This window comes from Leucobacter viscericola, assembly GCF_011299575.1.
Lineage (GTDB): Bacteria > Actinomycetota > Actinomycetes > Actinomycetales > Microbacteriaceae > Leucobacter > Leucobacter viscericola.
This window is the reverse complement of record NZ_CP049863.1, coordinates 2,365,030-2,390,031: the sequence shown is the minus strand read 5'-3', so window position 1 is coordinate 2,390,031 and position 25,002 is coordinate 2,365,030. Positions and strand designations below refer to the sequence as shown.

Genomic DNA, 25,002 nt, shown 5'->3' with positions numbered 1-25,002 from the left:
GCTACGCCGTGGTGATCGCCAGGATCGGCTGCGAGGTGGGCTTGCCCGTGGGTGAGCCCCCCGCGGGTTCGACGGTCACGGCAACCACGTCACCGGGAGTGAACGAGTCGGTGACAAACATCGCGTCCTCGCCGTCGGTGGGTCGCATGAGGCCGAGCGAGATCGCCTGCTCACCTCGTACGATCCACAGCTCGTAGTCCTCGCCCTTCTCGGCCGGAGCCATGTCTTTGGCCACCAGCACGGCGCGGCCCTGCGAGTCAGACCAGTGCAGGGTCGCCGTGGCGTCCCCCACCTTTGCGGTCTCCGAACCGGCGTCGGGCGCGGCCTCGATCTCCTGCAGCGCGGCAACCGCGGGGGCCTTCGGCGCGAACGACTCCAGCATGCTCGGGCCAAACAGCACCAGGGTGAACAGCACCACCGAGGCGGCGAGCGCAAACGCACCGATCCGCCACGTGCGACGCGAGCGGGTGCCGTCGTCCTTGGCAGGAGCAGCAGGCTCAGGATCGGCCGCGCCAGCTGTCTGCTCAGCGGTTGACTGCGCGGGCAGCTGTGGGGCCGCATCAATCGCTCCGAGAATCTGTTCGCGCAACTCGGGGCGAGGCGGCACCTCAGGCATGCTCCGTCCGAGCTCGGCCGCTACCGCGAGATCCTCGTCAACAATCTGCTGCCACTCGGGGTGCGCGGCGAGCGCCGCCTTGAAGGCTTGCTCTTCTTCCGGGGAAAGCGCGCGCAGCGCATGCCCCGACGAGAGGTCGCGGAATTCTTGGGGATTCATCGCGCCACCTCCATTTCTGTTCTGAGTCGCGACAGTCCGTCGCGCATGCGGGTCTTGACGGTTCCGAGTGGGGCACCGAGCAGTGCTGAGATCTCCCGCTGGCTGTACCCACCAAAGTAGGCGAGCACGATGGTCTGTCGCTGTGATTCGGGCAAAGTGTCGAGGGCTTGGGTGGCCCTGGAACCATCGACAAGCACCTGCACGTGATCCTCGACCGATGCCACCGGAGAGTGCAGATCCTGCAGCCCCACCCGTTCTTCGCGGCGAGCGCGAGAGGAGGCCGAGCGCACTCGGTCAACTGCGCGGCGGTGGGCAATCGTGAGGATCCACGACCTGGCACGTCCGCGATCCTGATCGAACGATGCCGCGGACTGCCACACCTCGAGGAAGACCTCTTGCAGCACCTCTTCGCTCTGCGAGCGATCCACCAGCACTCTGAGGATCAGGCCGAACACTCTCGCTGACATCATGTCGTAGAGCTCCGCGAACGCGTTGCGGTCGCCAGAGGCGGACCGGGCAAGGGCGGTGTCGGCGGGATCGCTCCCGCTGCCGTCCTCCGGTATCTCCACTCCGTCAATAACCATCTCCATAAGCATGCCCTATCCACCTCCTCTCTGACTCCCCTTGACACCCAGCTGTTACCCGAAGGTAAACGAGTAGACCTGCACCCCCGGCGGCACCTTCACCTGCAGCATGCCCTTGGTGGCGGCGTCGCCCTTGAGTACCTTGTAGGAGCGCGGGGTACCGCTGACCTTTACGTCGGGCATTGGTTTGCCGTCGCGGCTCACGGCGAGGGTTCCCTCGCCCGAAACAACGATCCGCACCTCGCTGGCGCGATAGGCCAGCTGGATCGTGCCCTCCCTGTCGACCGGCGTCGCAAACTGGGTATCAACCTGCCAATCGCCGCTCAGGGCGAAGGTGTCACTCTTCTGGTCTTTGGGCAGATGGTACGTGTGCTCGCCAGCGCTGTACTTTTCTGGCCCGGCGAAGTTGACGTCTTTCGAGGATCCGAGGAACGTCTCTCGTGTTGTCGCGCCCTGCTCGGGGGTGCGGTCTGCGACCTCGGTCGCTGCTGGCAGCTGTGCGTCGGGGTTCGCGTCTTTCAGCAGTTCTCGAATCAACTTCTCGGTCGCGGCGTAGTTGCCCTCACCAAACGAGATGTGTCGCACGGTGCCCGTCGCATCGATCAGGTAGTGCGCGGGCCAGTAGCGGTTGCGGTAGTTGGTCCAGGTGGAGAGATTGTTATCGAGAGCAACCGGGTACTTGATGCCGAAATCCTTGGCCCCGGCTTCTACGTTTGACCGCTCTTTTTCGAACGCGTACTCGGGTGAGTGCACGCCGATCACCTGCAGGCCCGCGTCGCGGTACGCCTTGTCCCAGGCGACCACGTGGGGAATCGAGCGCTGGCAGTTGATGCAGGAGTAGGCCCAGAAGTCGACGAGCACCACCTTGCCCTTGAGGTCCTTCAGATCGACTGGATCGCCGTTTGGTGTGTTGAGCCACGAGTCGATGCCCCTAATGCTCGGTGCCGTGCCGCACGATTCGAGCTTTTCGGCTCCGTTGGTGCACTTGTCGAGATCGCGGTTTTCGTCGGTGACGAGTCCCCCGAGGTTCAGCGCGCGCTCCCCCGCGTCACTCGACGCGAGATCCTTCTGCAACCCCGCGGTGTAGTCGGGCAGGAGGCGCTGTATTGCCTGGGGCACATTGAATGCGAGCCCCACGGCCAGCGCGATCATGGCAATGGCGGCAGCGATCCGGATCCCACGCTCCTTGCTGCGGAAAAACTTGATGCGCTCAACGAGTCCTCGACCCGCGAGGGCAAAGATGAGCAGCGGGATCGCGACCCCGATTGCAAACGAGACCGTCAACAGCACAGTGCCGACGCCGATTGCCCCAGTCGCGCCGGCGACGATGATCGCGGCAAGCACGGGACCGGCACACGGCACAAACACCGTGCCGAGGGCGAGACCCATGCCAAATCCGTTGCCCTTTTCGTTCACCTTGCGTCGGGGCAACCACTGGAAGGGCTTTTCGAGCAGCTGCTCAAAACGGGGAAACAGCATGCCAACACCGATGATGAGGAGGACCGCGACGCCCGCCCAGCGGATCGCGTCTTGCGGCAGTGAGAGTAGCCCGAGCAACAGGGATCCCAGCAGCGTCACAACGGTGAAGCTCGTGACGAGCCCCGCGATCACAAAGTACGGCCTGCTGCGCGGCGCCTCAATCACCTCGGGTTTGCTGCCAGCCCCCGCCGACTGCGCACCCGCGGTGAGAAAGATGACCGGCAACACCGGCAGTATGCAAGGCGAGATGCCGGTAATGAGCCCACCCAGCAGGCCGATCAGAATGGTGTCCATGGGGTTCCTCCGAGCCTCCGGTGTTGCTGTCACAGAGGTATTCGGAACGGAGGGGCATTTGGATTGGTGCGGGTCTTGATCCTGCGCTCCCTTCGGGCCTGCATCCCGCGCGCTCGGACACCCGCACCACGCGTGTCGGCCGGTACTGGCAAGCCAGCCGGTCCATAGCGGCCCCGTCGATCCGGCAGACGCGTGAGTACCGGCTGACATGTGGGGCACCACCCAAAAACTTTTTCAAAAAAGTTTCCATCCACTTTCGCGAGGGCTCCGAATCACTTTCAGACCGCGGAACACCGCGGTGCACCACTCGAAGAGGAGCACACCATGTTTACTACCCGGAAGACCCTCACCACAGCTTTCGCTCTGACACTCGTCGGTGCGTTCGCGCTCACGGGCTGTTCAATGGAGGACACGTCAGCATCGAACAAGCAGGAGCAGACCACCACACCCGAGACCACCACACCAGACAGCAGTGACAGCATGTCGACCGCTGATCCGGCTGCGAATCTTGTCGGGCCGGGCTGCGCCGCCTACGCCAAGGCAGTGCCAGACGGTGCGGGATCCATCATGGGCATGTCGCAGGATCCAGTGGCGGTAGCGGCCTCCAACAATCCGATGCTGAAGACCCTGGTCTCCGCGGTGAGCGGCAAGCTAAACCCCGACGTCAATCTCGTTGACACCCTCAACGGTGGCGAGTTCACGGTGTTTGCACCGGTTGACGACGCGTTCGCGAAGATCGATCCGGCAACCATCGACTCGCTGAAGACCGACAGCGATACGCTGACCTCGATCCTGACCTACCACGTGGTTCCCGGACAGATCGAACCTGCCGACATCGTGGGTACCCACAAGACGGTGGAGGGTGACACCCTCACGGTCACCGGCTCGGGCGACTCACTCAAGGTGAATGACGCGGGTGTCATCTGCGGAGGCGTGCAGACGGCCAACGCAACGGTCTACCTCGTTGACACGGTGCTGATGCCGCCGGCAAAGAAGTAGTTCAAAACAGCTAACAAACCACGGGAGGGTGAGTGCGATTCGCACTCACCCTCCCGAAGTTTTGCCCCTACTGCGCGTCGCGCCAGTAGGTCTGCACAAGCTGTCCGCCAGCCAGTTTGATCTGGCCCTGTGGCAGGTAACCCTCACGTTCGTAGCGCGCATCGTTACCGGGGTTGGACGATTCAAGGTAGGTGTCGAGACCGGCAGCGTCGTAGCGCGCGGTTGAGAGGCGCAGCAAGCCCATACCCTCACCGTTGCCGCGGGCCTCGGGAGCAACTGCCAGCAGTGAGAGATAGGCGTGGGGTTTCTTCGGCCGAGCCTCGCCGAACACGTCCCCCGCGTCAAACAGTGCCTGCGCAGGCTCCGGCGGCAGGATCCGCTTCACCAGTTCGTCGTAGGCATCGTGCGAGTCCGCGGCGACCTCGTCCTCTCCCGGCGGAAACCAGATCGCGAGCGCCCGGATCGCACCGTCAGCACCCACCGCGACCAGCGACTCATTCCAGCGCAGTCCCTGGTCGGCCATGAAGGTCCAGTACTCGGTTGCCTGCGCGCGACGCTGCTCGGGATCCGGGAACGTCGGTCCCCACACCGGATCGTCGAAGAACGCCTCCGTCAGCACGCGCGCAATCTCCGGCAGGTCAGCGGCGACGGGCTGGCGAACATTCGAGGGCAGAACGAAGTCGGTCATGAGGTGATCCTACTCCCCGCTCTGCGCTGCGTTGTCTCTACGGCCCGGGATTTGCGGGTCAGTTTCTGGTAGTAAACCGAGATTTAGTACCAGAAACTGACCCGCAAATCGTGGACGCCAGCGGCCTTACTCGTGCAGCCCGTGCGTGCGCTCGAGCGAAGCGCCCTCAACGTCGACGTTCGGCAGCAGGCGGTCGAGCCACTTCGGCAGCCACCAGGCCGACTTGCCCAGCAGGTGCATGAGCGCGGGCATCAGCAGCAAGCGCACGATGAATGCATCGAGCAGCACACCAACCGCGAGGCCAAAGCCGACCGAGCGGATCATCATCGACTCCGTAAACACGAAGCCGCCGAACACCGAGACCATAATCAGCGCGGCCGCAATAACCACGGAGCGACCCGCCTTGAAGCCCTGCGCAACGGCAAGTCGCGCGGAAGACCCGTGCACGTATGCCTCGCGCATGCCGCTCGCCAGGAACAGCTGGTAATCCATGGCGAGTCCGAAGAGGATCCCGACCAGAATCACCGGCAAGAAGCTGAGGATTGGGCCAGGCGTGGTGATCCCGAACAGCTCGCCCAGCCAGCCCCACTGGAACACCGCAACGAGCGCTCCATAGGTCGCAAAGAGCGACAGCACAAACCCGACCGTCGCGACAAGCGGCACGAGAAGCGAGCGGAACACGAGGATCATGATCAGCAGCGACAGCCCGATAACAACGGACAGGTAGAGCGGCAACACATCAGCGAGCTTCTGCGAGATGTCGATGTTGATCGCGGCCTGACCAGCCACACCCAACTCGGCGCCCTTGAGGCTCGTGCCTTCGAGCACGTCGGGATCGCGAAGCGCGTGAACGAGCTTCTCCGTCGACTCGGCATTCGGGCCCTCGGCGGGCTTCACCTGGAACGCGGCAAGGGTGCCGTCGTCTGACACCGCGATCGGCACGACCGCCTTCACGTCGTCCAGGCCGTCGATGGCCTTTGCCACCTCGAGCTGTGTCGCCGTCGTGTCTTGCTCGCTGAGGCCAGCGGGCAGCTTCACCGTTGCGAGCAGCGTTGCGTTGGTGCCCTCACCGAAGGCGTCCGCGCTGATTTCGTAGGCGTTATTGGTGGTGGAGTCCTTGGGCTCAGAACCGCCATCCGGCAGCCCCAGTCGCATCGACAACACCGGTGCCGCAACGAGCAGCAGTACGACCGCGGTGGCAACGATGGTGAGGATCGCGCGCACGGTGTTCATCGGCTTCGCTTTGGCGCCGCCGGTGGCCTTGGCCTCCAAGCGGGTGCGGGATCGCCGACCCAGCACACGCATGCCAATCAGTCCCAGCAGGGCGGGGGTCAGCGTGACGGCAATCACAACCGCGATCGCGATACACACGGCGCCCACGGTTCCCATTACTCCGAGGAACGACACCCCTGTGACGTTGAGCGCGACAAGCGCCACGATCACCGTGGCCCCGGCGAACAACACGGCGTTGCCGGCGGTGCCGTTTGCGAGCGCGATGGAGTCTTTGACCGCCATGCCCTGCGCGAGCTGCCTGCGGTGGCGGTTCACGATGAACAACGAGTAGTCGATACCGACGGCGAGGCCGAGCATCACACCCAAGACCGGCGTGATCGAGGCCATCTGCAGTATTCCCGAGAACGCGAGCGAGGCGAGCACACCAATCGCCACACCGGTAATCGCGGTGACGAGCGGCAGCGCGGCCGCAATAACCGAGCCCAGCATGACCAGCAGCACAACGGCGGCGATGACAAGACCGATTGCCTCGGCCGGGCCAAACAGCGCGGGCACACTCTGCGCGATGTCCGTGGAGTAGTCAACGCTGATTCCGTCGACGCCGTGCTTGTCGAAGTAATCGATGACCGACTGCTTCGCGTCTTCCGAGAGCTCAAGCCGGGGCTCATTGAAGGCGACGTTGATGACCGCGACCGAGCCGTCCTCCGAGACGAGCTTTACGTCACTCGCGAGCTTCAGCAGCTCTGCGCCGTTTTCGAGTTGGGTGCTCTGCGCTTCAAGCTCTGCGAGGCTGTCGTCGAGCTTCTGCTGCTGGGCCGCGAGCTGATCCGCAGGCAGCATCTGTTTTGCCGCGTCGAGCTGAGCCTGGCCCTGCTCGATTTGAGTGCGGCCCTGCTCGATCTGAGCACGGCCATTTTCAATCTTGGCCTGCTGATCCGCCCGCTGCTTTTCGCTCGCGAAGGGATCAACCACGGAGGTGACGTCGGGAAGGTCGCCCGTCGCCTCCGAGATGATCTTGGCGTACTCGGCCTTTTGCTCGGCGGAGAACGGCTTGCCGTTGTCGGTGTGGATCACGACGAGCCCTGAGGCGCCGCTGAAGTCAGGCAGTTTCTCCTGCAGCTCGTCGATCACCTTGGAGGAGGCGGTGCCCGGAATATCGAAGCTGTTCGCAAGGGATCCGAACCCGGCAATAAACCCACCTACGGCGAGCGCGAGAATAACCACCCACGCGCCGATCACTCTCCAGCCGTGATTTGCCGACCATCGACCCACACGAAATAACAGCTCGGCCACTCGGCACTCCTCCACTATGGAATTGAAACAAACAATACGATACGTTGCGTCTAGCAATTCGTCAATGTAACATGCTGAACATGACCGAGGTGGGGCGTCGCGGGCCAAAACGAAATGAACAAGCGCGGATCGCGATCCTGCAGGCGACCTCGGCGCGTGTGCTCGAAAACGGCTACGACCAGCTCACAATCGAGGGTGTCGCCGCAGACGCCCGCGTGAGCAAACAGACCATTTACCGCTGGTGGCCGTCGCGCAGCGCCCTCGTGGCCGAGTGCCTCGCCGAGCGGATGCTGCTCACCGAATTTTTTGTGCCCGAGGACTCGGGCGACCTGCGTGCCGACGTGATTCGCTGGCTTGAGAACATCATCGGGTTTCTGGGGAGTCCGGGAAACTCGGGTCTGCTCCGTTCGCTGCTGATCGCGGCCACTGAGAACACCGAAGTCGCGACCCACCTCAATGAGCGCCTTGGCATGTGGGAGATGCTCGGCGAGCGCTTCACCGCGGCGATCGAGGCCGACCAACTCCCGGCAGACACGCCACTCGCCGAGCTCGGAGACGCGCTCATGGGCGCGCTCGTGGTGCGAGACCTGCGCGGAGCGGGGTTCGACAACGGTTTCGCGAAGAACCTCGCCATCCTGCTGCTGCCCGCCTGATCCTGCACGTGGGTCCGGCCCCAGCCTCAGCCCGACCTCTAGTCCCGGTTTTGGTCCCAGCCGCCCAACCTCCAGCCCCAGTCCCAACTTCCAGCCCAAGCCCCAGTTTTGGGGTCAGTTTCTGGTACTAAACGGCGTTTTAGTGCCAGAAACTGACCCCAAATCCGGGGGTGTGGAGCGGATCCCGGGGGGGGTGGTGGAGCGGATCCCGGGAGTGGGGCAGGCCCCGGGGGCCGAGGTCAGCCCTCAAGCTGCAGCCGATACCCCATCCCGGCTTCGGTCAAGATGTGCACCGGGTCACTCGGGTTCCGCTCGAGTTTCTTGCGCAGCTGGGCGATGTACAACCGCAGATACCCCGAGTCACTCACGTGCTCCGTGCCCCAGATGCTCGAGAGCAGGGTCTGCCGCGTCACGAGTTTGCCCGGGTTACGCAGCAGCAGCTCAAGCACGTGCCACTCGGTAGGGGTCAGCCTCACGTTGTGCGTTTCACCACCGCTGGTGCGCGTGACGCTGTGGGAGGCGAGGTCAACCGACACCTCACCGAAGGCCACCACGGGGTCCGGCTCGTGCTGCGGCGCACGCCGCGTCAGCGCGCGGATGCGCGCAAGCAGCTCCTCGATCGAGAACGGCTTGGTCACGTAGTCGTCGGCTCCAACATCAAGCGCTTCAACCTTGTCGGCGGCTCCGGTGCGGCCGGACACAACAAGGATCGGCGCGGCCGTCCACCCCCGGATCCCCTGAATCACCGTCATGCCGTCCATTTTTGGCATACCGAGGTCGAGCAGATAGAGGTCGGGCTGGTGATCAACGGCGGCCGACACCGCTGCCGCGCCGTCCTGGGCGGTGAACACCTCGTAGCCCTTTGCGGTGAGGGTGATGCTCAGTGCACGCAGAATCTGCGGATCATCATCCGCGATCAAGATCTTAATCATCTGCTCCGTCACCCCGTTCTGCGGCCGACTCTCCCAAGGCTTCGGGCAGCGCGATCACCATCGTGAGACCCCCTCCCGGGGTATCCTCTGGCTGCAATTGTCCACCCATCCCCTCGATAAAACCCTTCGAGAGCGCCAGCCCCAACCCGAGACCGGTCGAATTGTCGGTGTCGCCTAGGCGCTGGAAGGGCACAAACGCGTCGTCGCGTCGCTCCGGCGGAATCCCTGGCCCGTGGTCAATGATGCGAATCTCAACCACGTGGTCGAACTCACTCGTGGTGATGCGCGGTCGCTTGTCTGGTGGACTGTGCCGAGAGGCATTCAGCAGAAGGTTGACGATGACCCGTTGCAGCAGCACAGGATCGGCCGCGACCGCCGGCACGTCTGCGTCGAGCGAGATCTCAACCTGGTCAGGCCCATACTCAAGTTCGTCAAGCGCGGTCGCGATGGCCCCCGAGCAGTCCACCGGCATGAGGGTGATACCCAGCACCCCGGCCTGCAATCGGCTCACATCGAGCAGGTCAGTGACGAGCTTTGCGAGGGCCTGCAGGCTCTCATCGGCGGTGGCCAGAAGCTCCTTGCGATCCTGCTCGCTCATGGCACCACCGGCGGCGCGCAAACCACCGACGGCAGCGGCTGCACTCGCGAGGGGTCGCCTGAGATCGTGGCTCAGCGCGGAGAGCAGTGCGCTGCGCACGCGGTCACTCGCGGCGAGCGGTTCGACCTCACTGGCCGCATCTTCAAGATCGCTGTGTTCAAGCGCCGCGTTGATCTGTGCAGCGATGACCGCGAGCAGGCGTCGCTCGGAAGCCTGCAGTTCGGGGCCGTACATTTCAAGAGACGCGCCGTCTTCAAGCTCCACAACGTTGGTGGGGAGGGCCGCAGGCACGGCAGGGCCGTCAACGATTGCGGCCGAATCGGGTTCGGGATCACCCGCGCCATCGGTGATCCCACCGGATTCGCTCGGCCCGCCCGACTCAGCAAGCACTCGGTCCTGCTCCATCAGTCGCACATAGTCGAGCCCGAAGGACTCCCGCGTGCGCTCAACCAGTGCCGGGATCGCTTCATCCCCGCGCAGCACACTCCCCGCAACTGTCTGCAGCAGATCGGACTCAGCCGCCGCCCGGCGAGCAACACGCGTCTGGCGCGCGGCGCGATCGACCACAAAACTCACGATGATCGCAATCGTGACGTAGAGCAGGATCGCAACAAGGTGCCTCGGCTCGTTGATCGTGATGGTGTGGTGCGGATCTACGAAGAAGTAATCAAGAGTTAAGCCGGAGAGCAACGCGGCGAAGACTGCGGGCCAGATCCCGCCGACGAGCGCGACAATCACCACGAGCAGCTGGTAGCTCAGCACCTCGGAGGTGATCGACTCGGGCACGTGCATCACCTTCAGCGCCCAGGTCAGCAGCGGACCACCCGCGAGTGCGAGCAGAAAACCCGCGATGCGGCGCTTCGGAGACAGCGCTCCGCCGATCTTCGGCAGCAGGCTTCCCCCGCCTGCCGCCTCGTGATTCACGATGTGTACGTCGATGTCGCCGGCCTCGCGGATCACGGTGGCGCCGATCCCGGGGCCCGTGAGCAGCGCGGAGAGTCGGCTGCGGCGGCTCACGCCGAGCACGAGCTGTGTTGCATTGACCGAACGAGCGAACTCGACCAGGGCGGTGGGCACGTCTTCGCCCGTGACCTGGTGGAACGTGCCGCCGAGCTGCTCGACCACACTTCGCTGTTGGGCGATCGCTGCCGGATCGTTGCCACGAAGGCCATCCGGGCTAATGATGTGAACCGCGATCAACTCGCCACCCGAGGATCGGGACGCGATCCTCGCCGCTCGCCGCAGCAGTGTCTCACCCTCGAGTCCACCCGCGAGGGTGACCACCACCCGCTCCCTCGCCTCCCAGGTCTTGTCGATCTTGTGCTCGGAACGGTAGCGCAGGAGCGCCTGGTCGACCTCGTCGGCGAGCCAGATCAGCGCGAGCTCACGCAGGGCGGTGAGGTTGCCCAGGCGAAAGTAGTTGGAGAGCGCGGCGTCGATGCGCTCGGCGGGGTACACGTAACCGTCGGAGAGTCGATCGCGCAGGGCCTGCGGGGCGAGGTCAATTACCTCGACCTGGTCAGCGCTGCGCAGCACCTCATCGGGTACGGTTTCGCGCTGCGGGATGCCGGTGATGCGCTCGACGACGTCGTTGAGCGATTCGATGTGCTGAATATTGACCGTGGTGATGACGTTGATGCCCGCCTCGAGCATCTCCTCCACGTCTTGCCAGCGCTTTTCGTTGCGGGTGCCGGGTGCGTTTGTGTGTGCGAGCTCGTCAACGAGTGCGAGTTGCGGGTGCCGCTTGAGCACGGCTTCGAGGTCCATCTCATCGAGCTCGATGCCGCGGTGGCCGTGGGTGCGCATGGGCAAGCGCTCAAGTCCCGCGGTCATTGCCGCGGTCGCCGCGCGGCCGTGGGTCTCGACAATCGCAATCGCGACGTCTTTGCCCTCGCCGACGAGACGACGCCCCTCTTCGAGCATCGCGTAGGTCTTACCGACGCCGGGGGCAGCGCCGAGCAGCACTCGCAGCCGCCCGCGTTTCGACACGTTTACCCCTCTGTCAGCTCGTCAAGTGCAAGGTTTAACTCCAGCACGTTTACTGTTGGCTCTCCCAAGTATCCAAGATTCCGGCCCGCGGTGTGCGCATCTACCAACTCACGCACCTGCTCGGCTGTAATGCCGCGCGCCTCAGCGACTCGGCTGACCTGAATCGCGGCATATTCGGGGCTGATGTCGGGATCAAGCCCAGAGGCAGACGCGGTGACGGCATCGGCGGGCACCTTACTCTCGGGCACACCCTCCAATTCGGCGATCATTGTCTTGCGCTCTTGAATGGCCGCAACCAGTTTCGGGTTCTCCGGGCCGAGATTGGTGCCGCCCGAGGCCTGGCCGTCGTAGTCGTTTGCCGACGGCCGCGATTGGAAGTACTTCGGGATCGGCGCACCGTCAGCATCGGTAAAACTCTGGCCGATAAGCGAGGATCCGACAGCCGCACCCGACTGATCGTGCACCAGCGAGCCGTTCGCCTGGGCGGGCAGTAGCAGCTGGCCGATGCCCGTCAACACGAAGGTGTAGGCGATCCCAAGCACGATGGTGAACAGCACCACCGCACGAACGGCGACCCACAGGGTTCGGCTGGTCGAGCGCATTGAGGTGTTCATGGTGTGTTCCTTAGAATCCCGGGATCAGTCGAACGACAAGGTCGATCAACCAGATGCCAATGAATGGAGTGATGACGCCGCCGAGGCCAAAGACCAGCAGGTTGCGGCGCAGAATGCTGGAGGCATCGCCCGGGCGGTACTTCACGCCGCGCAGGGCGAGCGGGATCAGAAACACAATCACAACCGCGTTGTAGATGATCGCCGAGAGTTCCGCCGAGGCCGGGGAATGGAGCCCCATGAGGTTGAGTGCGGCAAGCTGCGGAAAGACCCCCATGAACATCGCGGGCACAATCGCGAAGTATTTCGCAAGGTCGTTGGCGATCGAGAAAGTGGTGAGCGATCCGCGCGTGATGAGCAGCTGTTTGCCGATGCGCACGATCTCAAGCAGCTTCGACGGGTCTGAGTCGAGGTCGACCATGTTGCCCGCCTCCTTCGCCGCCGAGGTGCCGGAGTTCATCGCGACACCCACATCGGCCTGCGCAAGGGCGGGGGCGTCGTTGGTGCCGTCGCCCGTCATGGCAACGAGGTTGCCGCCCTCCTGCTCCTTGCGAATGTAGGCGAGTTTGTCTTCGGGGGTCGCCTCGGCGATGAAGTCGTCGACCCCAGCCTCCTCAGCGATCGCCGCGGCGGTGAGTGCGTTGTCGCCCGTCACCATCACGGTGCGAATACCCATGGCGCGCATCTCGACGAACTTCTCGCGCAGGCCCTCTTTCACCACGTCTTTCAGGTGCACAACCCCGAGCACCCGGCCCCTGCCTGCCGGGTCCTTCACCGCGACCGTGAGTGGGGTGCCACCACTCTGCGAGACACGGGCGATCTTCTCCTGGAGCTCGGCAGCCAAAACGGCAGACGGCGCCTGCCCGTCGGCCTCGAGCCAGGCGGCCACCGCCGATCCTGCGCCCTTACGAATCTCGGTACCGTCGGGCAGATCCAACCCCGACATGCGCGTCTGCGCGGTGAAGGGCACGATCTCGCCGCTTGTGTTGTGGTCAATCGCTTCACCGCTGCCCTGCGCAATCAGCGCTTCGGCGAGCTCCACGATCGACATCCCTTCGGGTGTCGGGTCAGCGAGTGATGACAGCGCGGCGGTGCGGATCAGCTCCTCGCGGTCCACCCCGGTCAGCTCCAAAAAATCGCTCGCCCGGCGGTTGCCGTACGTAATCGTGCCGGTCTTGTCGAGCAGCAGTGTGGTCACGTCGCCCGCCGCCTCAACCGCGCGGCCCGACATCGCGAGCACGTTGCGCTGCACGAGACGATCCATGCCCGCGATGCCGATGGCGCTCAGCAGTGCGCCGATAGTGGTCGGGATCAGGCAGACAAGCAGGGCGACGAGTACCGGCACACTCACTGGTGCCGCCGCGTACGAGGCAATCGGGTTGAGTGTCAGCACGACCACAACAAAGATGATCGACAGGCTGGCCAGCAAGATATTGAGGGCGATTTCGTTGGGCGTCTTCTGCCGCGCCGCACCCTCCACGAGCGAGATCATGCGATCGACGAAGGTCTCCCCCGGCTTTGAGGTGATCCTCACCACGATGCGGTCCGAGAGCACCCGCGTGCCGCCGGTTACCGCCGAGCGATCACCACCCGACTCGCGCACGACCGGCGCTGACTCACCCGTGATCGCGGACTCGTCAACCGAGGCGATGCCCCACACGATGTCACCATCGCCCGGGATCAGCTCGCCCGCTGACACTACGGCGATGTCGCCCAAGCCCAGCTCAGACGAGGCGATGCTGGTGATGGTCGCGTGCTCGGCCGCGGGATCGGCCTTTTCGTCGTAGCCGTCGACCCGGTTGGCGATCGTGCTCGTGCGTGTCTTCCGCAGGCTCTCCGCCTGCGCCTTGCCTCGCCCCTCGGCGACCGACTCGGCGAGGTTGGCGAATAGCACGGTCAGCCACAGCCAGATCGCGATCGCGGCCGTGAATGATCCGGGCACCGTCGTGCCACCCGACTCGGCCGGGCCTCCCAGAAACGGCTCCGCGATCGCGAGCAGCGTCGTGAGCACCGCGCCGACCCAGACGATGAACATGACGGGGTTGCGCAGTTGCTCGCGCGGGTTGAGCTTGCGGAACGCACCCGGCAGCGCCGCGCGAATCTGCGACCACGAGAGACCGCGAGAAGCGGGTTTTTCGTGGTGGTGATGCTCGGCCGCCTCAGCCTGCACAGCGTGCTCGGCCTCGGTGTTCGGAACAGTAGTGAGAGACATGATTACAGCAGCCCTTCAGCCAGTGGAGCCAGCGCCAGAACGGGAAAGAACGTGAGTGCGCTCACCAGAACGGTGACCACGGTGAGCAGTCCGACAAACAGCGGGCCGTGCGTTGGCAGTGTGCCGGCGGTGATGGGCACACGATCCTGAGCCGCGAGCGACCCGGCGAGCGCCAGCACAAACACAATCGGCAGGAACCGCCCAAGCAAGATGATCACGCCGAGCACGACATTCAGCCAGGGGGTGTTGGCGGTGAGCCCGGCAAACGCGGAACCGTTGTTGTTCGCCGCCGAGGTGAAGGCGTACAACACCTCGCTCATGCCGTGGATACCGGGGTTGAGAATCGACACCTGTTCAAGCTGCTCGCGCACCCCGGGCAGCGCGAAGCTCAGAGCGGTCCCGCCAAGCACCAGCGTTGGCGAGACGAGGATCGTGAGCGCCGCAAGCTTGATCTCCTTCGGCCCGAGCTTTTTGCCCAGGTACTCGGGGGTGCGGCCGATCAGCAGACCCGCGATGAACACCGTAATGACGGCGAGGATCAGGATCGCGTACAGCCCCGAGCCGACCCCGCCCGGCGAAACCTCACCGAGCATCATGTTGAGCATCGGCATCATGCCACCGAGTGCCGTGTACGAGTCGTGCATCGAGTTAACCGCGCCGGTCGACGTGCCGGTGCTGGTCGCTGCGAAGAGGGTTGAACCGAGAATGCCGAAGCGCGCTTCTTTGCCCTCCATGGCGGCGCCCGCGAGCTGCGGGGCTGCGCCACCGCCGGCTGATTCGAGGGCCGTGAGGATCACAAACGACGCCGTGTAGAGCGTCGCCATGACACCGAGGATCGCGTAGCCCTGGCGATTATCACCGATCATCTTGCCGAGAGTGCGCGGCAGCGAGAACGGGATCGCGAGCATGAGCACCACCTGGAACAGGTTGGTGAGCGCGGTCGAGTTTTCGAACGGGTGCGCCGAGTTCGCGTTGAAGAAACCGCCACCGTTGGTGCCGAGCAGTTTGATAGCCTCCTGCGAGGCGACGGGTCCGCCCGGAATCGCCTGCGATCCTCCCGCCAGCGTCGTGACGTCGGAGAAGCCGTTGAAGTTTTGGATCACGCCGCCGACGATGAGCACAATCGCGGCGAGTGTGGCCAACGGCAGCAGCACACGCACGGTGCCGCGGGTCAGATCGACCCAGAAGTTGCCGATGGTGCCGGATCGGCGCAGCGCGAAGCCACGCACGAGCGCGATCGCGATCGCTAGCCCAACGGCCGCCGAAACGAAGTTCTGCACGGCGAGCCCGGCGAACTGCACCGTGTAGCCGAGGGTGGTCTCGGGCGAGTACGACTGCCAGTTCGTGTTACCGACGAACGAGGCGGCCGTGTTGAAAGCCAGATCGGGCGAGGGTGCCTTCAGGCCAAGGGAGTACGGCAGCCACTCCTGCACCCGCTGCAGTGTGTAAACGAGCAGCAGGCCAACCGCCGAAAAGGCAAGCACACCCCGCAGATAGGCTCGCCAGGTTTGCTCCGCCTTCGAGTCAACACCGATGAGCCTGTAGAAGCCGCGCTCGATCCACCAGTCTTTGCCCGAGGTGTAGACCCAGGCCAGGTAGTCGCCGAGCGGGCGGTAGATGACCGCAATAATCAGGGCGACCGTGGCATATGAGAGCAGCGCAAGAAGCCAAGCCATCAGAACTTCTCCGGCTTCACGAGGGCGATCACCAGGTAAACGAGCGCGCCGATCCCGAGCACACCCGCGATGATTTCGAAGACGATCACAGCTTCTCCACCGCCTTAGCCAGCAGGCCGATGGCAGCAAACAGGGCGATCACGCCAACTACAACCAGGATGTCGAACACTTTGAATCTCTCCGATGCCACTCGCCGGTTTTCACCGGGCACCCTTGGGGGTGCAAGATCAGGTTTAGTCCTCCGCGGGGAGGGTTTGAGGGATCCTAACGGTATCCATACGGTCAGACATCGAACGCTAACGGGATCCCTACGGTCTTGCCCGATCCGCGAGAATTCTCGGCATCTCGTAGGGTGGAGGTATGCGGGCCAATTTGCGGAAGGGTCACGCGCTCTCCCAGCTACGAACTCTCTTGCCCTCACGGGCGGACTATCGCGGGCTGCGCAAAAGCTGGCGGGCAGATCTCGTTGCGGGTCTGACGGTCGGGATCGTCGCGCTGCCGCTCGCTCTCGCCTTCGGGGTCAGCTCGGGCGCGGGAGCCGAAGCCGGGCTCATCACAGCGATTGTCGCGGGGCTCGTTGCTGCGGTGTTTGGTGGATCCAACGTGCAGGTCTCCGGCCCAACCGGGGCGATGGTTGTGGTGCTCGCTCCGATTGTGGCGGCGCACGGAGTTGGCGCGGTTGCCGTCGTCAGCATTATGGCGGGGATCATCGTGTTGGCAGCGGGGATCGTGCGGCTCGGCCGAGCGGTGAGCTACATTCCGTGGCCGGTGATCGAGGGATTTACCGCGGGCATCGGGGTCATCATCTTCTTGCAGCAGGTGCCCGCCGCGGTTGGGGTTGAGGGCACGGGCCACTCCACCAACGCCGTTGTCGCAGCGTTCCAGTCAATCGGTGAGGCGAGCTGGCCCGGAGCCCTGCTGCCAATCGGGGCGGTACTTGCGGTTGCCGCGATCATGTTGCTGTCGGGCAGGATCAGCGCCGCTCTGCCTGCCTCCTTCATTGCCATTGTTGTTGTGTCGCTCATTGCTGTGCTGACGCAGCTGCCCCTCGACACGATCGGCGCGCTGCCCCAGTCGCTCCCGGCCCCCTCACTCCCGGCGCTGAGCCCGGAGTTGCTCGCGAGCCTCACCGGCCCCGCCCTTGCGGTCGCCGCACTCGCCGCCATCGAGTCGCTGCTGTCGGCGCGAGTCGCCGCCACGCTTGCAGACACCGGGCAGGTCAACGCGGATCGCGAGCTCGTTGGTCAGGGGCTCGCGTCACTCGCGTCGGGGCTCTTCGGGGGCATGCCCGCAACGGGCGCCATCGCACGCACCGCGGTCAACGTGCGCAGCGGAGCCAAGACACGACTCTCGTCCGTTATCCACTCGCTCGTGTTGATGCTGGTGGTGCTCGCGGCGGCGTCCGTCGTAGCGCAGGTACCGCTCGCCGCGCTCTCCGGGGTGCTCATGATGACCGCGGCTCGCATGGTGTCACTCTCGACCATGAAGCGGGTTGGGCGCTCCGGCCGCTCAAGCACGGCCGTGTTTGCGATCACCCTGTTTGTTACTGTCGCCTTCGACCTGGTTATCGCGGTCTTTATCGGCCTCGCAGTTGCCGCCTTCTTCGCGCTGCGCGCGCTCAGCCGCCTGAGCGGCGCTCACCGTCGAGAACTGCCCGGCGATCCCGAACCCGGCGACGAGCGCATCGCACTCTTCCAGATCGAGGGGTCGCTCTTCTTTGGTGCCGCCGATCGCCTCGTCGACGAAATCACCAACGAACCGGGTGTAGAGGTGGTGATCCTGCAGCTTTCCGCATTGCAGTTCATCGATGCCACCGGGGCGAATGCACTCTCTGAGCTTGTGGGTGCCCTCGAACAGCGTGGAGTCACGGTGCTGCTGAAGGGGATTCGCCCTGAGCACCGCCCTATGCTGCAGAAGCTCGGGGCCATCGATGCGCTGCGGCACCCCAATCACCTCTTCAGCGACCTCGATCCCGCGCTCGCGCACGCGAGGTCGCACATTGCGCGGTCAGCGGACCTCACATAGCCCTCCGCAACAAGGGGTTTGCACTGCTTCATCGATCCACTTATACTAAGTGCGCTTAGTAATTGGAAAGATGGTGTTTTATGGCTCAGAACGGCTGGCTCGGGGTCGTGTCAGCGGCGCATGTGCGCCGTGCGCACTCCCTTGGGATAGTGCAGGTCAACCACGGAAAGCGTGCGCCGCTCGCCCGAATGAACCCCGGGGACCCATTCATCTACTACTCCTCGGTTGAAGAGCTCGGTGACACGACACCACTACGCATGTTCACCGCGTTCGCGAAGATCGAGGACGGCGAGATCTGGCAATCCGACGAGGGTTGCTTCAAGCCGTTCCGGCGGCGAGCGGAATATTTGGAAACGCGGGCCGTTCCCCTCGCGGAGGTAAAACCCTTACTTCATCTCACGAGTGGGCCAAACTGGGGGTATCAATTGCGTCGTGGACTCGTGCCGCTCGATGCACACGACATCGCGATCTTACGCGAAGCCATGGGAGCATGACTGGCCAGTGAGCGCGGGGTCACAGGCACCACCTGGAGCCCTTCAGAACACGAGTGGCAAGCCTGACAACCCGTCACCCAGCACGGTGCTGCTGCTCAAAGAGCGTCGCGTAGGCGCCCTCACGGGCCAGCAGCTCTGCGTGGGTGCCCTGCTCAAGAATGCGGCCCCCGCCGACCACGTAGATGCGGTCCGCCTCGAAGATGGTTGAGAGCCGGTGCGCAATCGCGATTGTCGTGCGGCCGCTACGTGCACCGTCCAGGGCCCGCTGCACGATGCGCTCATTCACGGTGTCGAGGGCACTCGTCGCCTCGTCGAGCACCAGCACTCGCGGGTTTTTCAGCAGCACCCGCGCGATCGCGATCCGCTGCTTTTCACCGCCGGAAAGCCGGTAACCGCGCTCACCAACGATCGTGTCGTAGCCGTCAGCAAACGATTCGATGGTGTCGTGAATGTTCGCGAGCCGTGCCGCGGCCTCCAACTCAGCATCGGTCGCATCGGGTTTGGCGTAGCGCAGATTCGCGGCGATCGAGGCGTGGAACAGGTAGGCCTCCTGCGTAACCACCCCGATCCGATCCATCAGTTCACCCTGCCGCAGCTCGCGCACGTCGTCGCCGCCGTAGCGCACGACACCCGAGGTCGCGTCGTAGAGCCTGGGAACGAGCGAGCCGATGGTGGTCTTGCCTGATCCTGACGCCCCCACAAACGCGACGAACTCGCCGGGCGCAACGCTGAACGACACTCGGTCGAGTGTGGGCGGCTCGTCAGAACTGGCGTCGGGGTAACGGAAAGTGACCTCTTCAAACTCAACGCTGCCGTCGTGTGACTGCTCCATCGAGGGCGTACGCGCATCGGGCAGATCGACGATCGTGGGCTTCAGGTCGAGGTACTCAAAGATGCGGGCGAACAGTGCGCGTGAGGTCTGCAGATCGAGCGCAACACGCATCAGCGCCATCAGCGGGAACAACAGCCGAGACTGCACCGTGGTGAACGCCACGATCGTGCCCGCGGTGATGCCGGGATCAAATCCCGATCCCTGCGCCCCCGAGATCAGCCAGCCAGACACCAAATACACGATCGCTGGAATCGCAGACATGAACACACTCACGAGCGCGAAGAACACCTGACCGCTCATGGTCTGCCGCACCTGCAGTTCGATCTGGGTGTCGTTCTCCCCCGAGTAGCGCTCGGTCTCTGCTTGTTGCCTCGAAAAGGTCTTCGCGAGCAGCACCCCCGAGATCGAGAGTGTCTCTTGTGTGATCGCGGTCATCTCTGACAGTGACTCCTGGGTGCGACCGGCAATTTTCGCGCGCACCTGACCCACCCGGCGCTGCGCGAACACAATCACGGGCATCAGCACGAGCGCGATCAGCGTCAACTGCCAGCTCAACAGCAGCATCGCAACAACGGCCGCAATCACGTTGACGGTGTTCCCGATCACGTTCGACACCGTGTTGGTGAGCACGTTTGCGACCCCACCGACGTCGTTCTGCAGGCGGGACTGGATCACACCGGTCTTCGTGCGGGAAAAGAACCCCAGTTCCATCGACTGCAGGTGCTCAAAGAGCCGGATCCGCAAGTCTCCCATGACCCGGTTGCCAACGCGGGCTGTAAACAGGGTCTGCACGATGCCGAGCCCACTGGAGAGCACGTAGGCAAAAATCATGCCACCCACCAGCCAGGCGAGCACGGTCATGTTCGGGGCACCACTCGGCGGGAACAGCCCGTCGTCAAACACCCTCTCGGTGAGCAGCGGGGGCACAATGCCGAGTGCCGCTGAGATAAGCACCAGCACAACGATGACCACCAGCCGACCACGATAGGGCTGGAAGAGCTCGGCGATCCTGCCTCCCAGTCTTGGGATCTCAGGCGCCTCTTTGTTCATCTCGCGCTGCAGTTTGGTGTCGCCACCAGACACGCGGGAGCCTCGCCCGCCTCGTACACCACCCGCCATGCTCATAGTTCGCAGGATAGTCCTGCCCTCAGACATTTGCGGCTGCGTACGCTGAAGGCGTAGGCAGTTATGCGCTCAGCGCGGATCTCCTCCGTGCGGCGCGGACGGCAAGCACCCCGCCACCGAGCCCCAGCAAAACCGCCGCCAGCAGCCAGTCAGTCGCGCCAAACCCGGTCACCGGCATGGCAGGCACCAGTTTCAGAACCGCGGTCGAAGCTGCGGAATCAACGGACACACCGTCTCCGTCGAAACCGTGCGCGATCGCTGTGTTCTCGATCCGCTGCGCGCCAGAATCCTGCTCCGTGAGCACGTAACTCGCGGTGCAGACAACACTCTCACCGGGGTTCAGGATCGCCGGCGAACTGGGGCAACTGGCCACCGGCCGGGCGCCCGAACCGCTAAACGAGGTCTCCTCGATCGTGATGCTGTTCACCGCAACGTCTCCGGTGTTCGCGACCACAAATCGATAGTTCAGCACGGTGCCGGGTTTGAACTCCGTGAGCTGCGCCGGGTCGACAAACTTCGTCAGGCTGAGCGCCGCGCCCACGGCGGGCGGGTCCGCGGTTACAACAGCCGCCGAGGGATCCGACACGACTGGCGTTCGTGCCGCACTCGTGCTGCTGCCCCTTGCCGTTGCAACGTTATCGAGATGCGCCGTGGCGGCATCTCGCGCCGTGGCCCGATAATCCGCGGTGCACGTGAGCGCCTTTCCGGGAGCTAGGGTCGCCACTGCGGGGCAGGTCACATTCGGGATCGGGCCCGAACCGTTGAAGTTGATCTCGTCAACGGCGACACCAGCGAGTGTGGTGTTGCCCGTGTTTGTCACGAGGAACGAATAGTGGATCGTATCGCCCTCGCCATACCTGGGTTTGTCAGCCGTCTTCACCACTGACAGCGCGGGGGTCGCAATCGAAGCAAACGTCGCCTCGGATTCTGGACTCTCGACAGCCGCGCCCCCGCCCGGCGGTGTACCGAGCGCGATTGCGGAGTTCGTGACGGTTCCGTTGTCTACATCACTCTGAGTCGCCCGATAAGACGCTGTACAGGTCAAAGACGACTGCGGAGCAAGCTGCGTCGAGGGGCAAGTCACCACCGGAACCGGCCCGCTCCCCGAGAACGCTCCCTCAGCGATTTCGACGCCGGAGAGTGTGACGTTACCGGTGTTGGTCACGACGAAGGAATACTGCACCGTGTCACCCACCTGTGTGACCGCCGCGGGAGAAACCGACTTCACAAGCTCAAGCGCGGGTGAGGCGACAACCGGCACGATGACGGTCGACGGTGGTGAGATTTTGGGATCCCCTCCCGCCGGCGGCACCCCAGAGGCAGAGGCCGTATTACTGACTCGACCTGCGTCGAGATCGCGCTGCTGCACGGCAACGGTCGAGGTGCAGGTAACGCTCTCACCGGGTGCAAGTGTTGAGGTGGGGCAGCTCGGTGCGCTCCTCACGCCCACACCCGTGAAGATTCCCTCGACCACACGAACGTCGTGCAGGGTCACGTTGCCCGTGTTCGTTATCTCAAACGAGTACTCGATGATGTCACCGACCGCAGAAACGGTACCGACGTCGGCGGTCTTAATGATCGTGAGGTTCGGGGTAGCCCCGGCCGTGACGGTCGCCGTTGAGGGGTCGGAAGTAATTGTTCCCCCGCCAGCGGGCGCCGTACCCGAGGCGACCGCGGTGTTGTCAACCGACCCCGCATCAATATCCGCCTGGGTAATGGCGTAGGAGGCCGTGCAGGTGACGGAGTCGTTCGGAGCGAGCGACGCCGCCCCCGCGGGGCAACTCACTACTGGCGCCGTGCCCGATCCTGAAAATGCGGTCTCGGCAACGGTGATGTTGCTCAGCGTGACCGTTCCCGTATTGGTCACGAGGAAGGAGTAGTCAACGGAGTCGCCCGCGGCAGACACCACGGTCGGCGATGCCGATTTCACGAGCGAAAGCGACCGAATTGGCGCTATGTCAACCGTCGCCGTTGAGGGCGGTGCATCAACTCCGGCGCCAGAGGGCGCTATAGCGGAGGCCGTTGCCGTGTTCGTGAGCGTACCGGCGTTCACATCGGCGACGGTAGTCACGTAGCTCGCCGTGCAGGTCAGCGTTTCTCCCGGCACCAGTGTGGTCGGGCCCGCTGAGCAATCAATCGTGGGAGCAGGCCCGGATCCACTGAACTGCGTCTCAGCGACCGCAACCGTGTTCACCGTGACGTTGCCGGTGTTCGTCACAACAAAGCGGTAATTTACGGTCGCGCCGGCTGCGTTCACGGTCGTGGGATCCGCAAACTTTTCGAGCTGCAGGGCCGGCAGCTGATCGGCCGGAAGATCCACGGATGCCTCCGGCGATGTGATCGGATCACCGTCGGGCAGCGTGCCGAGCGCGACAGCGCTGTTCTTGAGTGTCCCCGCGTCAACGTCTTGCTGCGTCAGCACGTAATTGGTGTGGCACACGAGCTGGTGACCCGGCTCGAGAGAATCAGCACCTGGGTCGCAGACGATCGGACCGATGGGACCACTTCCCGTAAACGCGAGCTCTTCGATCGCAAGATCGTTGACGGTGATGTTGCCCGAGTTCGTCACCACAAAGGTGTAGGAGATTCCCTGGCCCACCACAAACGAGGCCGAATCGCTGGGGTCAGCTGATTTGGTCAGCTGCAGCGAGGCATCCTGGTTCGCCAAGACCTCCACCGATGAGGGGTCAGACACCACCGGACCGTTCGCTGTTCCGCTCGCGGTCGCCGTGTTGGTGACGGAGCCGCGGTCAACATCCGCCTGAGTGGCCGTGTAGGTGGCCCGGCAATTCATTGCCTGGGTCGGCGCCAACGAGGTTGTGGGGCAAGAGATGGCCGGCGCTGATCCCGAACCCGAAAAAGAAACCTCGTTGATGACGATGTCAGAGACCGGCACGTTGCCCGTGTTTGTGACCTCGAAGTCGTAGATGTAGGAGTCACCAGCCCGCGAAATGAAATTGACGAACGCCGACTTCACCAGCTGCAGGGCTGGCGCCGCGGCCGTTACCGGAGTTGAGGTCGAGGAGGTGTTCGAGGTGATTGTTGCGCTGGAGCCGGTGGGGGTGCCGGTCGCAACGGCTACGTTGAGCACCGTACCTCTCGACACGTCTGCCGCAGTGATCGTGTAGTCGCTCGAGCCCGCGCACTCCCTCGTCGCCCCCGCGGCAAGCGGCCCGGTCGGGCACGTCACGGATCCGAGCAGAGGATCATTCACCACGACGTTCTCCATCGGCAGCACGCCGGTGTTGGTGACCGTGAAGGTGTATCCGATCGTGTCTCCCGCATCGGTGATCCCGTTGCCATTAACGTCCACGGGAGTGCCCGCGGTTTTTTGCAGGGTGAGCCCCACCTCTTTGGCGGTATTGGTGATGGTGCACGAGATCAGCTCGCCGATTGCCGGGGCGACGGTCGCCGAGGATCCAACCTGGCCCGTCGGCAGGCTCGGATCAGCTTTGCCGTCGCGTGTACAGGCCCAGCTCGTGATGTACCCCGAGAGGCTGCCGGGCGCGGAGGTTTCGGCGAGGGTAAACGGGTCGCCCTTTGTAGTGCCAATGGTCTCAACCTCACCCGTCGTGCCGGTGGCTGTTGTGCCCGTGGTCCCCGTCGCGAGCACGCTGCCGCCCTGGGTGGCGACCGAGAGGGAGAACGCATCGTTCGGATCGATGCGCCCGTCGACCACCTTCTTCAGCTCCACCTTTGGCAGCAGCACGGCGTAGGCCACACCCTGCACACCCTGCGTCGCGTTCTGCATGCGCTGGCCCATGAACGTGGGGTTCTCGGCCGCGAGCATGGCCGTACCGGTGCGTGTGAGAGTGTCATTCGAGGCGCACACCACCGTTGTTGTGCCGACACCCGTGAACGTCTGCGGGCAGGAGTTACCCTTCGGAATGATCTGGTTCATCGGCTTATCGGAGGTCCAGGTGTCAGTCTCACCGGTCGTTGTCTGTTCGACGTCGACACCAACGATGGAGAACGCCGTCACGGGGTTGCCGTTCACGTCGCGCATGCGGATGTCGGTCATCTGCAGCGTGGTGCTGGTTGAGGGATCGACCGCACGATTGACCTGGTAGAGGCCCGGTCGTCCGGCGACACCTCCGTAGTGACCGCCGGTGCCAATGTAGGCGCTCGGGATCAGCGGAAGTGGTGACGACGACATCTGTCGGCCGCTGCGCTGGATCGTGTAGGTCATCGTGTAGCCGCCCGGCAGATTCAACACCATCTGCTGGCCGTTGCCCACACCGGCGGCCGCGTCAGAGTAGGCGGTCATGTCGATCCAGCACAGCGTTCTGGCATAGGTGCCCTGGCCAGCCGCCGCATAGTTACATCCCTGCGGGGTCGGTGCTGCGCTTGCCGGGGCCGCGCCGATGAGGGTTCCAGCAACTGCAATTGCGAGCGCTACAAACGCCCGCATCCATTTTTCCGCCGTCGTTGCAGCGCGCATACCACTCCCAGTTCCCCCTAGGAATAAGTTGCGGCGGCTTCCCCCCGCCACACCTTACCAACTGTTGGT

17 protein-coding genes are annotated in these 25,002 nt (G+C 64.0%); 4 read left to right on the top strand and 13 right to left on the bottom strand.

Annotated elements, in window-relative coordinates; translation table 11 throughout:
• Window position 1: 1 nt before the first annotated feature.
• Genes G7068_RS10450 through G7068_RS10440 form a run of 3 tightly spaced genes read right to left on the bottom strand, consistent with a single transcriptional unit; the run spans window position 2 to window position 3,132 of the window.
• On the bottom strand, window positions 2-775 hold the full coding sequence (locus G7068_RS10450) for an anti-sigma factor (RefSeq protein ID WP_166291821.1): 774 nt from the start codon (window positions 773-775) through the stop codon (window positions 2-4).
• A complete protein-coding gene (gene sigK, locus G7068_RS10445) occupies window positions 772-1,371 on the bottom strand; it encodes an ECF RNA polymerase sigma factor SigK (RefSeq protein ID WP_205881277.1) in 600 nt (199 codons plus the stop codon). The genes G7068_RS10450 and sigK overlap by 4 nt, the downstream gene beginning before the upstream one ends.
• Window positions 1,372-1,413: 42 nt before the next feature.
• Window positions 1,414-3,132: a cytochrome c biogenesis protein DipZ gene (locus G7068_RS10440; RefSeq protein WP_166291819.1), complete on the bottom strand. Its 1,719-nt coding sequence runs from the start codon at window positions 3,130-3,132 to the stop codon at window positions 1,414-1,416.
• 324 nt (window positions 3,133-3,456) lie between these two features.
• Here G7068_RS10440 and G7068_RS10435 point away from each other — a divergent pair, with 324 nt between their 5' ends.
• Window positions 3,457-4,131, top strand: coding sequence for a fasciclin domain-containing protein (locus tag G7068_RS10435; protein WP_166291817.1), 675 nt, complete (start codon window positions 3,457-3,459; stop codon window positions 4,129-4,131).
• Between the two features lie 67 nt (window positions 4,132-4,198).
• On the opposite strand, the gene G7068_RS10430 is transcribed toward G7068_RS10435, so the two are convergent.
• Together G7068_RS10430 and G7068_RS10425 are read right to left on the bottom strand one after the other, a co-directional pair.
• Window positions 4,199-4,819: a GNAT family N-acetyltransferase gene (locus G7068_RS10430; protein WP_166291815.1), complete on the bottom strand. Its 621-nt coding sequence runs from the start codon at window positions 4,817-4,819 to the stop codon at window positions 4,199-4,201.
• A 126-nt stretch (window positions 4,820-4,945) separates the two neighbouring features.
• Window positions 4,946-7,345 (bottom strand): MMPL family transporter, encoded by a 2,400-nt coding sequence (locus G7068_RS10425; RefSeq protein ID WP_166291813.1) that lies wholly within the window; start codon window positions 7,343-7,345, stop codon window positions 4,946-4,948.
• A gap of 80 nt (window positions 7,346-7,425) precedes the next feature.
• Between G7068_RS10425 and G7068_RS10420 the strand changes: the two genes are divergently transcribed.
• Entirely contained in the window at window positions 7,426-7,998 is a 573-nt protein-coding gene (locus G7068_RS10420) for a TetR/AcrR family transcriptional regulator (RefSeq protein ID WP_166291811.1), read from the top strand.
• A 239-nt stretch (window positions 7,999-8,237) separates the two neighbouring features.
• Here G7068_RS10420 and G7068_RS10415 read toward each other — a convergent pair whose 3' ends face one another.
• The 6 genes from G7068_RS10415 to G7068_RS10390 are packed head-to-tail and all read right to left on the bottom strand — an operon-like array spanning window position 8,238 to window position 16,105.
• Window positions 8,238-8,927 carry a response regulator gene (locus G7068_RS10415; protein WP_166293119.1) on the bottom strand — a complete coding sequence of 230 codons (690 nt, stop codon included), beginning with the start codon at window positions 8,925-8,927 and terminating at the stop codon, window positions 8,238-8,240.
• Window positions 8,923-11,517 carry a DUF4118 domain-containing protein gene (locus tag G7068_RS10410; protein ID WP_166291809.1) on the bottom strand — a complete coding sequence of 865 codons (2,595 nt, stop codon included), beginning with the start codon at window positions 11,515-11,517 and terminating at the stop codon, window positions 8,923-8,925. Before G7068_RS10410 ends, G7068_RS10415 begins: the two co-directional genes overlap by 5 nt.
• A gap of 2 nt (window positions 11,518-11,519) precedes the next feature.
• Complete coding sequence (gene kdpC / locus G7068_RS10405; protein ID WP_166291807.1) at window positions 11,520-12,131, bottom strand: potassium-transporting ATPase subunit KdpC; 612 nt, start codon at window positions 12,129-12,131, stop codon at window positions 11,520-11,522.
• A 10-nt stretch (window positions 12,132-12,141) separates the two neighbouring features.
• Window positions 12,142-14,340 (bottom strand): potassium-transporting ATPase subunit KdpB, encoded by a 2,199-nt coding sequence (gene kdpB / locus G7068_RS10400; protein ID WP_166291805.1) that lies wholly within the window; start codon window positions 14,338-14,340, stop codon window positions 12,142-12,144.
• Window positions 14,341-14,342: 2 nt separating this feature from the next.
• The gene (gene kdpA, locus G7068_RS10395) at window positions 14,343-16,016 is read right to left on the bottom strand and encodes a potassium-transporting ATPase subunit KdpA (RefSeq protein WP_166291803.1); all 1,674 of its coding nucleotides are present in this window, start codon (window positions 16,014-16,016) and stop codon (window positions 14,343-14,345) included.
• Complete coding sequence (locus G7068_RS10390) at window positions 16,016-16,105, bottom strand: potassium-transporting ATPase subunit F (protein ID WP_166291801.1); 90 nt, start codon at window positions 16,103-16,105, stop codon at window positions 16,016-16,018. Before G7068_RS10390 ends, kdpA begins: the two co-directional genes overlap by 1 nt.
• 271 nt (window positions 16,106-16,376) lie before the next feature.
• On the opposite strand from G7068_RS10390, the gene G7068_RS10385 reads away from it, so the two are divergent.
• On the top strand, window positions 16,377-18,041 hold the full coding sequence (locus tag G7068_RS10385) for a SulP family inorganic anion transporter (RefSeq protein WP_166291799.1): 1,665 nt from the start codon (window positions 16,377-16,379) through the stop codon (window positions 18,039-18,041).
• Between the two features lie 80 nt (window positions 18,042-18,121).
• Window positions 18,122-18,535 (top strand): EVE domain-containing protein, encoded by a 414-nt coding sequence (locus G7068_RS10380; protein ID WP_166291797.1) that lies wholly within the window; start codon window positions 18,122-18,124, stop codon window positions 18,533-18,535.
• Between the two features lie 73 nt (window positions 18,536-18,608).
• Here G7068_RS10380 and G7068_RS10375 read toward each other — a convergent pair whose 3' ends face one another.
• Window positions 18,609-20,492 carry an ABC transporter ATP-binding protein gene (locus G7068_RS10375; protein WP_166291795.1) on the bottom strand — a complete coding sequence of 628 codons (1,884 nt, stop codon included), beginning with the start codon at window positions 20,490-20,492 and terminating at the stop codon, window positions 18,609-18,611.
• A 61-nt stretch (window positions 20,493-20,553) separates the two neighbouring features.
• Window positions 20,554-24,933, bottom strand: coding sequence for a DUF7507 domain-containing protein (locus tag G7068_RS10370; protein WP_166291793.1), 4,380 nt, complete (start codon window positions 24,931-24,933; stop codon window positions 20,554-20,556).
• Window positions 24,934-25,002: the final 69 nt, after the last annotated feature.

Excerpts from the sequence above, each read along its gene's own strand:
- G7068_RS10450 (WP_166291821.1), bottom strand. The coding sequence starts at position 775 with ATGAATCCCCAAGAATTCCGCGACCTCTCGTCGGGGCATGCGCTGCGC.
- sigK (WP_205881277.1), bottom strand. The coding sequence starts at position 1,371 with ATGCTTATGGAGATGGTTATTGACGGAGTGGAGATACCGGAGGACGGC.
- G7068_RS10440 (WP_166291819.1), bottom strand. The coding sequence starts at position 3,132 with ATGGACACCATTCTGATCGGCCTGCTGGGTGGGCTCATTACCGGCATC.
- G7068_RS10435 (WP_166291817.1), top strand. The coding sequence starts at position 3,457 with ATGTTTACTACCCGGAAGACCCTCACCACAGCTTTCGCTCTGACACTC.
- G7068_RS10430 (WP_166291815.1), bottom strand. The coding sequence starts at position 4,819 with ATGACCGACTTCGTTCTGCCCTCGAATGTTCGCCAGCCCGTCGCCGCT.
- G7068_RS10420 (WP_166291811.1), top strand. The coding sequence starts at position 7,426 with ATGACCGAGGTGGGGCGTCGCGGGCCAAAACGAAATGAACAAGCGCGG.
- kdpC (WP_166291807.1), bottom strand. The coding sequence starts at position 12,131 with ATGAACACCTCAATGCGCTCGACCAGCCGAACCCTGTGGGTCGCCGTT.
- kdpB (WP_166291805.1), bottom strand. The coding sequence starts at position 14,340 with ATGTCTCTCACTACTGTTCCGAACACCGAGGCCGAGCACGCTGTGCAG.
- kdpA (WP_166291803.1), bottom strand. The coding sequence starts at position 16,016 with ATGGCTTGGCTTCTTGCGCTGCTCTCATATGCCACGGTCGCCCTGATT.
- G7068_RS10385 (WP_166291799.1), top strand. The coding sequence starts at position 16,377 with ATGCGGGCCAATTTGCGGAAGGGTCACGCGCTCTCCCAGCTACGAACT.
- G7068_RS10380 (WP_166291797.1), top strand. The coding sequence starts at position 18,122 with ATGGCTCAGAACGGCTGGCTCGGGGTCGTGTCAGCGGCGCATGTGCGC.
- G7068_RS10375 (WP_166291795.1), bottom strand. The coding sequence starts at position 20,492 with ATGAGCATGGCGGGTGGTGTACGAGGCGGGCGAGGCTCCCGCGTGTCT.
- G7068_RS10370 (WP_166291793.1), bottom strand. The coding sequence starts at position 24,933 with ATGCGCGCTGCAACGACGGCGGAAAAATGGATGCGGGCGTTTGTAGCG.